Raw genomic sequence first — 14,217 nt, 5'->3', positions numbered from 1 at the left:
CAGCCGCGGGGCGCGCCCCCGCCGGACCGATGGCGTTCGGCCGACCGGGTGCGACTGCCCCGCGGAGCGAGGGGTCCGGGCGGTGGCCGGAGGTGCCGGCTGCCCGGTGCCCCCTCCGACGCCGCCTACGCCGCACGGGTTCCCGGTTCCGCCCCTCCCTTACGCCGTCTCCGGTATCGGCAGGGGCCGCTTCTCCAGCGCCGCCGCCATCACCTCGGGGAACAGGTCGGGGGTGCAGGCGAAGGCCGGGGCGCCGAGCGCGCCGAGCGCGGCCGCGTGCTGCCGGTCGTAGGCCGGCGCGCCCTCGTCCGACAGCGCGAGCAGTGTCACGAACTGCACCCCGGACGCCTTCATGGCCGCCACCCGCTTGAGCATCTCGTCCCGTATGCCGCCTTCGTACAGGTCGCTGATCAGCACGACGACGGTCTCGGCGGGCCGGGCGATGCGGTCCTGGCAGTAGGCGAGCGCCCGGTTGATGTCCGTGCCGCCGCCGAGCTGGGTGCCGAAGAGGACGTCCACCGGGTCGTCCAGCTGGTCGGTGAGGTCGACCACCGCCGTGTCGAAGACGACCAGGCGGGTGCTGATCGACCGCATGGAGGCGAGGACCGCGCCGAAGACGGACGCGTAGACGACGGACGCCGCCATCGAGCCGGACTGGTCGATGCAGAGGATCACCTCCTTCTTCACCGACTGCGCGGCCCGCCCGTAGCCGATGAGCCGCTCCGGTACGACCGTGCGGTACTCGGGCAGGTAGTGCTTGAGGTTGGCCGCGATGGTGCGGTTCCAGTCGATGTCGTGGTGGCGCGGCCGGCTGACGCGCGCGCTGCGGTCCAGGGCGCCGGTCAGGGTGGCGCGGGTGCGGGTGGCGAGCCGCTTCTCCAGGTCGTCCACCACCTTGCGCACGACCGCCCGCGCCGTCTCCTTCGTGGTCTCCGGCATCGCCTTGTGGAGCGAGAGCAGCGTGCCGACCAGGTGCACGTCGGCCTCCACCGCCTCCAGCATCTCCGGTTCGAGGAGCAGGGCGGACAGTCCGAGCCGGTCGATGGCGTCGCGCTGCATGACCTGGACGACGGAGGAGGGGAAGTAGGTGCGGATGTCCCCGAGCCAGCGCGCCACGGACGGCGCCGAGGCCCCGAGTCCGGCCGCGCGCTCCCGGCCCGGCTGCGGCTTGTCCCCCTTGCCGTAGAGCGCGGCCAGCGCCCCGTCCATCCCCGCGTCCCGCCCGGACAGCGCGCATCCGGTGCCGTCGGCCTGCTCCCCGCCGAGCACGAGCCGCCAGCGCCGCAGCCGCTCGCGTGCCGGGTCCTCGCATCGCGTCGGTACCGTCTCGGTCGTCATGCGCCCACCCCCGTGAGGCTCTTGTCGTCGGTGGCCGTCCCGAGCAGCAGCCGCAGCACGGGGAGCACGGCGTCGGCGCGCCCGGTGTCGGGCTCGGCGGCGAAACCGGGTGCGCCGGGCCCGTGGGCCGCCGGACCGGTCCGCTCTCCGGGTCCGCGCCGCACCAGTTCGCCGAGGGTTCTGCGCACCCCCGGCTCGTATGCCGCGAAAGTGCGCCGCAGCAGCGGCAGTACGTCGGTGAACGCCTCCGCCGGCACGCCGGTCAGCCAGCTGTCGACCAGGCCGAGCAGCCGCTCGTCGTGCACCAGCAGCATGCCGCCCCCGCCGCCGACGAAGCCCTCGATCCAGGCGGCCGCGTCACCGGGCGGCGTCCCCGGTGACAGCGCGAGCCCCATCAGCCGCGCCGCCTCGTCGGCCCCCAGCTCCCCCTCGTCCAGCAGCAGCCGCGCCGCCCGCCCCCGGACCACCCCGGCGACGGTGTCCCGCCCGGCGAGACCGCGCAGCACCCCCCGCCACCGCCGCCGCAGCCCGCCGAGCCCCCGGACGCCGTCACCGGTGCCGGGCGCCGAGGACTCCGCCGCGCCGTCACCGGCGCCGGGGCCGGCGCCGTCCCAACCGGTCGCCCCGGCTCCACCGGTGCCGCTCCCCGACCCGGCGCCCGCATCGGCCGCGTCCGGCTCACCGCCGAGTGCCTCCCCCAGCAGCCCCACCGCCGTATGCACCGCGTCCACACGGCCCCGCATCCGCTCCGCCGCGTCGGTGTCCAGGGAGGTGCAGGCCGGGGGCAGGCCGACGAAGACGCGTTCGGCGAGGCCGGCGGCGACGCCGGCCAGGGCGCGGGTGTCGGTGCCGCGCACGTCGCCGTAGCGCAGGGAGCGGACCAGGGCGGGCAGGGCCTGGGCGAGGTGGCCGACGTCCGTGTCCAGGGCCGCGCGGTCGGCGAGCGCCCGCATGACCGCGGGCAGGGCGTCGGACAGACCGGCGAGCAGGCACCGTTCGGCGAGTGCCGTGACGTCCGCGAGGGCGGCCGCGGCGGCCGCGTCGGCCTCCGCCCTGGCCCGCGCCGCCGCGGCCACGGTCGTCCCCCATACGCCCGCCTCCGCGACCCGCACCGACAGCTCCGGCTCCCAGCGCAGCCGCCAGGTCTCCCGGAACGTGCCCGTGCTCCCCCGCGAGGGGCCCGGCTGCCCCCAGTCGACGCCGAGCAGCCGCAGCCGGTGCAGCAGTCTGCTGCGGCCCGCGTCCGTGTCCCCGCGCAGATCCAGCTCCAGCTCGCGCTCCAGCGCCTCCGGCTTGAGCCGCAGCGCGCGCTGCCGCCGCGCCAGGTCCCGCTGCAACGGCACGGCGGGCGCCGACTCCGGCACCTCCCCCAGGGCGTCCCCGACCACCAGCCGGTCGTGCACCAGCGCCAGCGGCACGTCCGAGCCGTCGCACATCACCGCGCGCACCGCGTCGGTGGTCTCGCCCAGGCCGGGCAGCGGGCGCCCGCGCAGGGCCGCGAGAGTGCCGGCGAGCCGTACGGCCTCGATGACATGCGCCGAGGACACGATCCGGTCCTCCGCCCGCAGCAGCCCCGCCACCTTGGTCAGCCACCGTTCCACCGGCCGGTCGGGGGCGTGGAAGAGATGGCCGTACCAGCCGGGCGAGTCGATGCCCGCGCCGTAGCCGCTCGACCGGGCCAGCCTGCGGTGTGTCCAGGGCACCCAGGTCAGGTCGGCCTTGACCTTGGGCAGCCCCTTCAGCAGCGCCCGGTCGGCGGTGACGGTCGTCTTCTCGCGCAGCGCGGGCACATGCCAGGCCCCGCACACCACGGCCACCGCGTCCCCGAACTCCTTGCGCGCGGCGCGCAGCCGCAGCCGCATCTGCGCCTCGCGCACCAGGTCGCGGGGGTGCCCGCCCGCGCCGTACCGCTCGCGCAGCGCACCCATGGCCTCGGCCAGCGCCTCGAACGGGGCGAAGGGGTCCCGCTCCCCCGCCCCCCGGTGTTCCACGGCGTCCTCCCACCAGCGCTCGGGATCGTCGTACCCGGCGGCCCCGGCGAGCGCGGCGAGCGGGTCGATCCGCAGCCGCTCGTCCTCGGCGACCTCGCTCTCCTCCCCTTCTCGGGGCGGGAGCCCGGTGTCCCGGGCGAGGGTGTGGGCGGCGGGCAGGTCGATGAAGCCGGCCGGTACGCCGTGCTCCAGGGCCCAGCGCAGGGCCACCCACTCCGGGCTGAACGCGGCGAACGGCCAGAACGCGGAGCGGCCGGGCTCGTCCACGGCGTGGGCGAGCAGGGCGACCGGTGGCCGCAGATCCGGGTCGGCGGCCAGCGGGATCAGCGCGTCGGCCTCGGGCGGCCCCTCGATCAGGACGGTGGCGGGCCGGGCGGCGTCCAGGGCGGCCCGCACCGCGCGGGCGGAACCGGGCCCGTGGTGCCGCACCCCCAGCAGCAGCGGACCGGCGCCGGTCATGCGCTCACCTCCCGGCACGCCCGGTAGAAGTCCGTCCAGCCCTCGCGCTCGCGCACGACCGTCTCCAGGTACTCCTGCCAGACCACCCGGTCGGCCGCCGGATCGCGGACGACCGCGCCGAGAATGCCGGCGGCCACGTCCGCCGGGCGCAGCACGCCGTCGCCGAAGTGGGCGGCGAGCGCCAGGCCGTTGGTCACGACGGAGATCGCCTCGGCCGTGGAGAGGGTGCCGCTGGGCGACTTCACCTTCGTACGGCCGTCGTCGGTCAGGCCGTCGCGCAGTTCGCGGAAGACCGTCACGACGCGGCGGATCTCCGCCGTCCCGTCGGGCGCGGCCGGCAGGTCGAGGGAGCGGCCGATCTGTTCGACGCGGCGCGTGACGATGTCCACCTCGGCCTCCGCGCTCTCCGGCAGCGGCAGCACGACGGTGTTGAAGCGGCGGCGCAGCGCGCTGGAGAGGTCGTTGACCCCGCGGTCGCGGTCGTTGGCGGTGGCGATGAGGTTGAAGCCGCGTACCGCCTGGACCTCTTCGCCCAGCTCCGGGATGGGCAGGGTCTTCTCGGACAGGATGGTGATGAGGGTGTCCTGCACATCGGCCGGGATGCGGGTCAGCTCCTCGACGCGGGCGGTCATGCCCTCGGCCATGGCGCGCATGACCGGGCTGGGCACGAGGGCGTCGCGGCTCGGGCCGTGGGCGAGCAGGCGCGCGTAGTTCCAGCCGTAGCGGATGGCCTCCTCGGGGGTGCCGGCGGTGCCCTGGACCAGCAGGGTCGAGTCGCCGCTGACGGCGGCGGCCAGATGCTCCGACACCCAGGTCTTGGCGGTGCCGGGCACGCCGAGCAGCAGCAGGGCGCGGTCGGTGGCGAGCGTGGTGACGGCGACCTCGACGATCCGGCGCGGCCCCACGTACTTCGGCGAGATCACCGTGCCGTCCGGCAGGGTGCCGCCGAGCAGGTAGGTGGCCACCGCCCACGGCGACAGTCTCCAGCGGGCCGGGCGCGGCCGGTCGTCCTGCGCGGCCAGCGCGGCGAGTTCGTCCGCGAACGCCTGCTCGGCGTGCGGCCGCAGGGCCGCCGTGTTCTCGCCCGCGTGCGGTGCCGCGGACGTCGAAGGCGTGGACGCAAGGTTGGCTGACATGGCTGAGGCCCCCTCCAGCTCGGCCGGTTCGGATCTGCCACCAACGATGAACCACCCCACTGACAATCGCTCTGACCAGCGCAAACGCCCGCGCAGGGCCGATTGTCAGTGGCGGGACCTACCGTCGGAGACATGACTGAGCAGGGGGTGCGCTGGACCGCGGACCAGGTGCTGGCACTGGCGCCTGACGCCGCGTCACGCAAGGCCGGAAGCAGGCTCGGCACGGCCGGTCCGTGGTCCGGGGCGGGGAGCGGGAAGGAATCGGTGTGGGGGCTGTGCAAGGGCAGCGGCAGCAGGCCGTACCAGACGGTGGTCGATCTCGACGGGCCCGCGTACAAGTGCAGTTGTCCGAGCCGTAAGTTCCCGTGCAAGCACGCGCTCGGGCTGCTTCTGCTGTGGGCGGGCGGCGACGGCTCGGTGCCGGTGTGCGCCGATCCGCCGGACTGGGCCGGGCAGTGGCTCGCGGGCCGGCGCGAGCGCCCGCGGGACAAGCGGCCGGAGGGTGGTGGCGGCGCGGCCGGCGATCCGGAGGCGGCCCGGCGCCGCGCGGAGCGCCGGGCCGAGCGGGTCACCGCGGGCGCGACCGAGCTGGAGCAGCGCCTCGCCGATCTGCTGCGCGGCGGCCTCGCCACGGCCGAGCAGGCGGGATACGGACTGTGGGAGGAGACCGCGGCCCGCATGGTCGACGCCCAGGCACCCGGACTGGCCGCGCGCGTACGCGAGTTGGGAGCGATACCGGGGTCCGGCGCGGGCTGGCCGGCCCGGTTGCTGGAGGAGTGCGCGCTGGTGCACCTGCTCGACCAGGGCTGGCTGCGCCGCGACCGGCTGCCGGAGCCCCTCGCGGCCACCGTCCGCTCCCGGCTCGGCCTGCCCGCCCCGGCGGACGGCCCGCCCGAGCGCGACCGCTGGCTGGTCCTCGCCCAGTACGACACGGCGGACGCGAAACTGACGACCCGGCGGATATGGCTGTACGGCACCGCGTCGCACCGCACCCGGCTGCTGCTGTCCTACGGCGCGGGCGGCCGGGCCCCGGAGCTGTCCCTGCCGGTGGGTCTCGCCGTGGACGCCGCGCTGTCCGCGTATCCGGGTGCCGGTCAGCCGCGGGCCGCGCTGGGCGAGCGGTTCGCCGCGCCCGCTCCGGCGGGTGTGCGCCTCCGGGGGGTCGGCACCGCCGAGGCGGTGGCCCGGTACGGCACCGCCCTGCGCGAGGACCCCTGGCTGGAGTCGGTCCCGGCGGTCCTGGAGCGGGTCGTGCCGGTCCCGGACGGCGAACAGTGGCAACTGGCCGACGCCGACGCGGACTCGGCGCTGCCCCTGTCCCGCTCCGCCCGCTCCCGTCCCGGCCTGTGGCGCCTGCTCGCCCTGTCCGGCGGCGCCCCGGTGACGGTCTTCGGCGAGTGCGGCCACCGGGGTTTCACGCCGCTCACGGCCTGGCCGGAGGGCGGCGGGGAGGCGGTGCCGCTGTGCTGACCCGCCCGCCCCACTCCACCCGAAGGGATGACCACGCGATGAACGGCACCGCAGCCCGACCGGGCGCCGTGGACGACTGGGAGGACCTGGTCACCACCGCCCTCCTCGGCACCGACCGGCGCCCGCCCGCGCGGCTCGCGCCCGGCCGGTCCGCCCCCGTCACCCTGCTGGACGCGGCCGCCGAGGCGACCGTACGGCGGCGGGCCGGGCTGCGGACCGCACCGGCCGGGCAGCGGCCGAAGCGGGCGCCCGAGGACCCCCGCCCGGCCCTGCCACCGGCCGCGGCCGGCCGGCTGGCGTCGCTGCTCGCCGACCGCTCCGGCGGCGCCGGCGGCGGGCGGCGGGGCGGCTCCCCGGACCTGATGGAGCTGCTCCCGCAGTGGCTCGCGGCGGCCAACGCGCACGGGTACGCGGCCCCCGCGCAGGCGCTCCCCGCGCTGCTGGACGCCGCTCGGGGACGTACGGACCTGCGTCCGGCGGCGCTGGCCTTCGCGGGGCCGCGGGCGCTGTGGCTGGCCCGGTTCAACCCGGACTGGCGGTTCGCCCTGCGCTCGGCCCCCGGCGGCGGTGCGGCGCTCCCGGATCCGGGGGACGCGGAGGCGGTACGACGGCTGTGGGAGGAGGGCCTGTTCGCCGAGCGGGTGGCCCTGCTGGGCGCGCTGCGGGCCCGTATGCCCGAGCGGGCCCGCGAGGTGCTGGCCGGGACCTGGGCGACGGAGCGGGCGGAGGACCGGCTGATGTTCCTGGACTCACTGCGCTCGGGCCTGTCCGCGGCGGACGAGCCGTTCCTGGAGCAGGCGCTGGGCGACCGCAGCCGCAACGTCCGGGCCACGGCGGCGGAGCTGCTGTCCGCGCTGCCGGGTTCGGCCCTGGCCGGACGGATGGCCGTACGGGCGCTGGCGTGTGTGGCCCTGGACCGTTCGGGAGACGGTCCGGTGATCGTGGTGGAGGCGCCGCACGAGTGCGACTCCGGCATGGAGCACGACGGCGTGGTGGCCGGCCCGCCCGTCGGGCGTGGCGAACGGTCCTGGTGGCTGGGGCAGTTGGTGGAGTCCGCGCCGCTCGGCATATGGCCGGACCGGCTCGGCGGGCGCGACGCGCGGGAGATCGTGGCGCTGCCGGTGGCGGACGGCTGGCAGGGCGAGCTGCACGCGGCCTGGTGCCGGGCGGCGGTGCGGCAGCGGGACGCGCGGTGGTCGCGGGCGCTCCTCGGTGCCCCGTCGGCGCCGGAGGCGGGCGGGCCGGGCGCGGTGTCCCTGGCGGAGCGGGCCAAGCTGCTGGCCACGCTGGAGCCGGCGGAACGCGCCGAGTGGGTCGCCGGGTTCATCGCGACGCACGGCCTGTCGGAGGCGTTCCAGCTGCTCGGGGTGTGCGCGGTTCCCTGGTCCGCGCCGCTGGGCCGGGCCGTCGTGGACGCCCTCAACATCGCGCGGGACGCCGGGAGTTATCCCTGGAGCTTCAGCGGCGTGATGGGCCTCGCGGAACGCTGCCTGGACCCGGCCGAGGCCGCCCGCTTGCAGTCCCTGCTGGCGATACCCGACGAACACGAGGACACCGCGCCGGGCGCCGGCGGCTACTGGTCGGAGGCGTTCCAGCGGCTCGTCACCACACTGCGGCTGCGGGCGGCGATGGCCGACGAGCTGACACCGGCGGGGGCGGCCGACGCGGGGTGACGACGACACCGGCGGACGGGAGGGGATGAGGCGGGACAGGGGGTGGGGCATGGCACCCGGCTGAACCGGATGCCGGCACCGCGGGCACGGCCACGCGGCGACAGCGGGCACCGCGCGCCACCGGCGCTCCGGGGCCGCCGCCCCGCCCGACACCCCGGCGGACCAGCGCGCCGCGCCGCCTCGCGCCGCCCGCATCACCCCACGGCCGCGTCGCCCCCGGAACCCCACGCGGGCATCACCCCACGTCGCCTCAGCCTCCCGACGCCGCCGGCTGGCGCGCGTTCTCCCTGACCCACTCCACGATCGACGCGGTCGTCGCCCCCGGAGTGAAGATCTCCGCGACGCCCTTCTCCTTCAGCGGCGGGATGTCCTCTTCCGGGATGATGCCGCCGCCGAAGACGAGGATGTCCTCGGCGTCGCGCTCCGCGAGCAGGTCGATGACCGCGGCGAACAGGGTGTTGTGCGCGCCGGAGAGGATGGACAGGCCGATCGCGTCGGCGTCCTCCTGGATCGCGGTGTCGACGATCTGCTCGGGCGTCTGGTGCAACCCGGTGTAGACGACCTCCATCCCGGCGTCCCGCAGGGCGCGCGCGATGACCTTGGCCCCACGGTCATGGCCGTCGAGGCCCGGCTTGGCCACCACCACCCGGATCGGACCGGCTGCCACACCCATCACTGCCTCCCTCGCACGACCACGTCCCGCGCCACCTCACGCGGCCGGCGGAGACGCTCGCCGCCGCCCTCCGACAAGTACCGCACCCACGGCACGCCCCGCCACCCGTCGCGGGATGAACGGATGTTGTCTCCAGCATCCCGCGCCCGGCTGTTTTACGGTGCGCGACGACGGGGAATTCTTTGAGTGGGACATACAGGCACACGGGGGATGGAGCCGTCCTCGGGTGTGCCGACGGGAGGTCGGCCATGAAGGTCACCGGAGTAGTGCCACTCATCTCCCCGTACTCGTACTGCCGCCGCCTGTGGCCCGGCAGGCTGGCCGGGCTGTCGGTGACGCTGCTGAAGGCGACCGCTCTGGACGCCGCGATCCTGGCGGGACACGTCCTGCTGTATCCGACCGGCCTGTTCCAGGAGCGCTGCGCCCCCGCGCCCGTGGCCGGCGGCGCCGCCCGGCTGCCCGTCCGCCCCAGCCCCCCGGTCGTGCTGCTGCACGGCTTCATCGACAACCGCTCGGTCTTCGTGCTGCTGCGCCGCAGCCTGGCCCAGCACGGCGGACAGCGCGTGGAATCGCTCAACTACTCGCCGCTGACCTGCGACATCCGCGCCGCCGCCGAGCTGTTCGGGCGGCATGTGGAGGAGATCTGCGAGCGCACCGGCAGCGACCGGGTGGACATCGTGGGACACAGCCTGGGCGGTCTGATCGCCCGCTACTACGTGCAGTGCCTGGGCGGTGACCTGCGGGTCCGCACACTGGTCACGCTCGGCACCCCGCACTCCGGCACCCGTGTCGCGCCGCTGGCCGACGCCCATCCCATCGTGCGCCAGATGCGGCCGGGTTCGCAGGTGATCGAGGAGTTGGGCCGGCCCGCGCCCGGCTGCCGTACCCGGTTCGTCAGCTTCTGGAGCGACTTGGACCCGCTGATGGACCCGCTGGAGACGGCCTGCCTGGACCACCCCGACCTCGACGCGCGCAACATCCGGGTGACCGGCATCGGCCATCTCGCGCTGCCGGTACACCCCGCCGTGGCGGCCGGGATACGCGAGGCGCTGGACTTCACCGACGCCGGGGAGCGGCCCGCGAACGGGCTGACCGTGGCATGAGGGGCGTGCGGGGACGGCACACAGCCGACTGACATCGAACACACATCGAACAGAAAGCCAAACTCACGTCGGGTACCCCCGAAACAAGGCCGAATGCCCGTTTCCGGCCCGCGCGGGACCGGTCGAAGATTGTCGCGCCAGCAGACCGCCGGGTACAGTCGCCGCACTGCTCTGGCAGCCCCTGTTGTCGAGGCGAAAGAGAAGTTGGTGAACGACCGTCACCCGTCGGGGACCCTGACCACCCCGGCCCCGGCTTCCGACGCCTCCGCGGCGCCCCCGGCGTCGTACGGCACTCCGGAAGTCCCCTACGACGACTTCACCACGTACGGCGGCCACGACGCCACCGGTTTCACCAGCGGTCCCGCCGGGGGTTTCGACCCGGACCCGCTCTACGGCCACCTCCCCGGCGACACGCAGACCACGGGTGAATATGCCACCGGCCCATGGCACACCGACACCGGCCACACCCCCGCCTACGGCGTCTACGCCCATCAGCATCAGGCCGGTTACGACACCGGCGCCTATGACGGCACCGCCTGGACCTTCCCCGCGCAGGCCACCGGCAACGAGGTGAGCGGCCAGTGGGACACCGGCGCCTGGCAGCACGCCGACCCGTCCGGCCCCGCCGACGCCACTCAGCAGTGGGAGTGGGGCACCCAGACCTTCGACACGGGCGCGTACGACGCCACCCAGTGGAATTCCGCCGGCCCGGCCGCGGTGACGGGCCCCGAGCAGGACGCCGTGCCGTTCGACCAGCAGGAGACCGCGGCCTTCGAGGGGTTCGGGGACCTGGACGGGACCGGTGAACTCGCCGCCGTACCGCAACTGCTGGAGGAGCAGCAGGAGTCCGCTCCGGCTCCGGCCCCCTCGGGTGGGCGTGCGGGAGCGCGGGCCGGGGCGCGTTCCCGGCGTCGTACGCCCGCGAAGCGCTCGGCGCTGCTGACCGTCGCCGTTCCCTCGGCCTGTGTGATGGGGGTCGCCGGGATCGCCGCGGCCTCCGTCGGCGCCCTGCATGACGGCGGCTCCACCGACACCACCGCCTCCGCCTCGGACGCGCACGCGGTCCAGCCGTCGATCGCCAACAGCAAGCTGGACACCCAGCTCCGGGGGCTGTCGGCCGGCGCCGACGACTTCGCCGACCGGGCGAGCCGCACCCAGGAGCGGATCGACCTCAAGCAGCAGCAGGAGCAGGAGAAGAAGAAGGCGGCCGCGGCGGCCGCGCTGAAGGAACGGCTGCGGCCCAAGTTCGTGCTGCCGGTCCTCCAGAAGGGGCTCAGCGCCTACTTCGGCCAGGCGGGCGTCAACTGGATGTCCGTGCACACCGGCATCGACTTCCCCGTCGCCTACGGCACCACGGTAATGGCGGCGACCGACGGCACCGTCGCCACCAAGTGGAACAGCGCCTACGGCAACATGCTGATCCTGACCGCGAAGGACGGCACGCAGACCTGGTACTGCCACCTCTCCCGCTACGTCGTCGCGCCCGGTACGACCGTCAAGGCCGGCCAGCCGATCGCCGACTCCGGCAACTCCGGCAACTCCACCGGCCCGCACCTGCACTTCGAGGTGCGGCCCGGCGGCGGGGCGGCGGTCGACCCGCTGCCCTGGCTGCGCAGCCACGGGCTCGACCCCACGTAGACAGAGCTACCGGAGGAACGGGGCCCGGCCGGTCGGCGCGGGCCCCTTTTCCTGCCCGCCTACAGCTTCTCCACCGGCGCGTACCGCAGCAGCAGCCGCTTCGGCTTGGTGTCGCCGAAGTCGATCGTCGCCTCCGCGTTGGCACCCGTGCCCTTGACCCCGACGACCGTGCCGAGCCCGAACTGGTCGTGGGTGACCCGGTCCCCGACGGACAGCCCGACCACCGGCTTCTCCGCGGTGCGCCGCGTGGCGAAGCCGGACGCGCCGGAGGCCGAGGAGCGCGAACGGGACGAGGACAGCGAGGCCGCGATCCCGGACGCGGGCCCGGAGGACACCGGCGCCGTCGCCCCCGTGCGCTTCCAGTCCACATGGGTGGCGGGGATCTCCTCCAGGAAGCGGGAGGGCGGGTTGTACGACGGCTGCCCCCAGGCGCTGCGCATCGCGGCCCGCGTGAGGTACAGCCGCTCGCGCGCGCGGGTGATGCCCACGTACGCCAGGCGCCGCTCCTCCTCCAGCTCCTTGACCTGCCCGAGGGCGCGCATGTGCGGGAAGACGCCGTCCTCCATGCCGGTCAGGAAGACGACCGGGAACTCCAGGCCCTTGGCGGTGTGCAGGGTCATCAGGGTGATGACGCCGTCGCCGTCCTCCTCGTCGGGGATCTGGTCGGAGTCGGCGACCAGGGCGACCTGCTCCAGGAAGTCGGCCAGCGTGGCCCCCGTGGCGGGGGCGTCCGGGGCCGCTTCGCCCTCGCCGCGCTCCTGCTCGAACTCCAGGGCGACGGCGGCGAGTTCCTGGAGGTTCTCGATACGGGTCTCGTCCTGCGGGTCGGTGGAGTTCTGCAACTCGGCCAGGTAGCCGGTGCGTTCGAGTATGGCCTCCAGGACCGTGGCCGGTCCGGCGCCGGACTCCACGATGGTGCGCAGGTCCTCCATCAGCGTGTTGAAGCGCTTGACCGCGTTGGTGGAGCGCGCGGCCATGCCGTACGCCTCGTCCACCCGCTTGAGCGCCTGCGGGAAGCTGATCTTCTCGCGCTGGGCGAGGGCGTCGATCATCGCCTCGGCGCGCTCGCCGATGCCCCGCTTGGGCACGTTGAGGATGCGGCGCAGCGGCACCGTGTCCTCGGGGTTGGCGAGGACACGCAGGTAGGCGAGGACGTCCCGGACTTCCTTGCGCTCGTAGAAACGGACGCCGCCGACGACCTTGTACGGCAGGCCGACGCGGATGAAGACCTCTTCGAAGACGCGGGACTGGGCGTTGGTCCGGTAGAAGACGGCGACGTCACCGGCGCGCGCCTCGCCCGCGTCCGTGAGGCGGTCTATCTCGTCGGCGACGAACTGGGCCTCGTCGTGCTCGGTGTCGGCGACGTAGCCGGTGATCCGCGCGCCCTGGCCGGCGTTGGTCCACAGGTTCTTCGGGCGGCGGGACTCGTTGCGCTCGATGACCGCGTTGGCGGCGGACAGGATGGTCTGCGTGGAGCGGTAGTTCTGCTCCAGCAGGATCGTCGTCGCGTTCGGGTAGTCCTCCTCGAACTGGAGGATGTTGCGGATGGTCGCGCCGCGGAAGGCGTAGATCGACTGGTCCGCGTCACCGACGACGCACAGCTCGGCGGGCGGCAGGTCGTGCTCGCCGGGCGGTACGTCCGTGTCGTGCTCGCCGGTGCCGACCAGCTCGCGGACCAGCGCGTACTGGGCGTGGTTGGTGTCCTGGTACTCGTCCACCAGGACGTGCCGGAAGCGGCGGCGGTAGTGCTCGGCGACGTCCGGGAAGGCGCGCAGCAGGTTGACCGTCGTCATGATCAGGTCGTCGAAGTCGAGCGCGTTGGCCTCGCGCAGCCGCGACTGGTAGAGCGCGTACGCCTGGGCGAGGGTCTTCTCGAAACCGTCGGCGGCCCGGGCGGCGAAGTCCTCCTCGTCGATCAGCTCGTTCTTCAGGTTGCTGATCTTGGCGCTGAAGGACTTGGGCGGGAACCGCTTGGGGTCGAGGTCCAGGTCGCGGCAGACCAGGGCCATCAGGCGCTTGCTGTCGGCGGCGTCGTAGATCGAGAACGACGACGTGAAGCCGAGCCTCTTGCTCTCCCGGCGCAGGATGCGCACGCACGCGCTGTGGAAGGTCATCACCCACATCGCGTTCGCGCGCGGGCCGACGAGCTGTTCGACGCGCTCCTTCATCTCGCCCGCGGCCTTGTTGGTGAAGGTGATCGCGAGGATCTGGCCCGGATGCACATTCCGCTCGGCGAGCAGGTGGGCGATGCGGTGGGTGAGCACACGGGTCTTGCCGGAGCCGGCGCCGGCCACGATGAGCAGCGGGGAGCCGGCGTGCACGACCGCGGCGCGCTGGTTGTCGTTCAGCCCCTCCAGCAGGGCCGCCGCGTCGATCGGGGGGCGCGGAGCGCCGTCGCGGTAGTGGGTGTCCCGGTCCGGCGGCACGTCGAACTTCCCGCCGAACAGATCCTCCGGAACCGGTTCCGGAGCGGGATCGTCCTCGGGCGGTGGCGGGAGTTCCTCCTCGTGCCCACGCGGGGCCTGGAGATCCGCCAGGAAGCTGTCGTCAAAGAGGCTGCTCATCGCCTTCCGAGTCTAGGGCGCCCCACCGACAACCGGTCCCGCTCCCCGGAACCCGAGGGTAAAGCCGGGGGAATCACGGACGCCGTCCCCGGATCCGTCCCGTACGGGTGCTTTTGCGCCCCCGCGCGCGTGCCCGCGGCGCCCGGCTCGCGAGCCTGCCTAGCATCGGGCG

General features: G+C 74.6%; 9 protein-coding genes. 4 read left to right on the top strand and 5 right to left on the bottom strand.

Annotated features, from left to right (window positions below):
• Window positions 1-159 precede the first annotated feature (159 nt).
• From ACZ7EC_RS17415 to ACZ7EC_RS17405, 3 genes are read right to left on the bottom strand one after another with little or no spacing between them, the layout of a single operon-like run.
• Complete coding sequence (locus ACZ7EC_RS17415) at window positions 160-1,338, bottom strand: VWA domain-containing protein (protein WP_471063332.1); 1,179 nt, start codon at window positions 1,336-1,338, stop codon at window positions 160-162.
• Window positions 1,335-3,788, bottom strand: a complete 2,454-nt coding sequence (locus ACZ7EC_RS17410; RefSeq protein ID WP_471063330.1) for a DUF5682 family protein — start codon at window positions 3,786-3,788, stop codon at window positions 1,335-1,337. The genes ACZ7EC_RS17415 and ACZ7EC_RS17410 overlap by 4 nt, the downstream gene beginning before the upstream one ends.
• The gene (locus ACZ7EC_RS17405) at window positions 3,785-4,924 is read right to left on the bottom strand and encodes an ATP-binding protein (RefSeq protein WP_471063328.1); all 1,140 of its coding nucleotides are present in this window, start codon (window positions 4,922-4,924) and stop codon (window positions 3,785-3,787) included. The genes ACZ7EC_RS17410 and ACZ7EC_RS17405 overlap by 4 nt, the downstream gene beginning before the upstream one ends.
• 132 nt (window positions 4,925-5,056) lie before the next feature.
• Here ACZ7EC_RS17405 and ACZ7EC_RS17400 point away from each other — a divergent pair, with 132 nt between their 5' ends.
• Together ACZ7EC_RS17400 and ACZ7EC_RS17395 are read left to right on the top strand one after the other, a co-directional pair.
• Window positions 5,057-6,394: an SWIM zinc finger family protein gene (locus tag ACZ7EC_RS17400; RefSeq protein WP_471063326.1), complete on the top strand. Its 1,338-nt coding sequence runs from the start codon at window positions 5,057-5,059 to the stop codon at window positions 6,392-6,394.
• Window positions 6,395-6,432: 38 nt separating this feature from the next.
• Entirely contained in the window at window positions 6,433-8,067 is a 1,635-nt protein-coding gene (locus ACZ7EC_RS17395) for a DUF5691 domain-containing protein (RefSeq protein ID WP_471063324.1), read from the top strand.
• A 250-nt stretch (window positions 8,068-8,317) separates the two neighbouring features.
• Here the strand turns inward: ACZ7EC_RS17395 and ACZ7EC_RS17390 are convergent, their stop codons facing one another.
• Window positions 8,318-8,740: a cobalamin B12-binding domain-containing protein gene (locus ACZ7EC_RS17390; RefSeq protein ID WP_471063323.1), complete on the bottom strand. Its 423-nt coding sequence runs from the start codon at window positions 8,738-8,740 to the stop codon at window positions 8,318-8,320.
• A 248-nt stretch (window positions 8,741-8,988) separates the two neighbouring features.
• Here ACZ7EC_RS17390 and ACZ7EC_RS17385 point away from each other — a divergent pair, with 248 nt between their 5' ends.
• Together ACZ7EC_RS17385 and ACZ7EC_RS17380 are read left to right on the top strand one after the other, a co-directional pair.
• Window positions 8,989-9,843 carry an esterase/lipase family protein gene (locus ACZ7EC_RS17385; protein ID WP_471063321.1) on the top strand — a complete coding sequence of 285 codons (855 nt, stop codon included), beginning with the start codon at window positions 8,989-8,991 and terminating at the stop codon, window positions 9,841-9,843.
• Between the two features lie 207 nt (window positions 9,844-10,050).
• Window positions 10,051-11,481, top strand: coding sequence for a M23 family metallopeptidase (locus ACZ7EC_RS17380; RefSeq protein ID WP_471063319.1), 1,431 nt, complete (start codon window positions 10,051-10,053; stop codon window positions 11,479-11,481).
• A 59-nt stretch (window positions 11,482-11,540) separates the two neighbouring features.
• Here ACZ7EC_RS17380 and pcrA read toward each other — a convergent pair whose 3' ends face one another.
• A complete protein-coding gene (gene pcrA, locus ACZ7EC_RS17375) occupies window positions 11,541-14,045 on the bottom strand; it encodes a DNA helicase PcrA (protein ID WP_471063317.1) in 2,505 nt (834 codons plus the stop codon).
• Window positions 14,046-14,217 lie beyond the last annotated feature (172 nt).

The organism is Streptomyces sp. NPDC037203, from assembly GCF_055605065.1.
The sequence above is the reverse complement of the archived record's forward strand: the minus strand, read 5'-3'. Positions and strand labels throughout refer to the sequence as shown.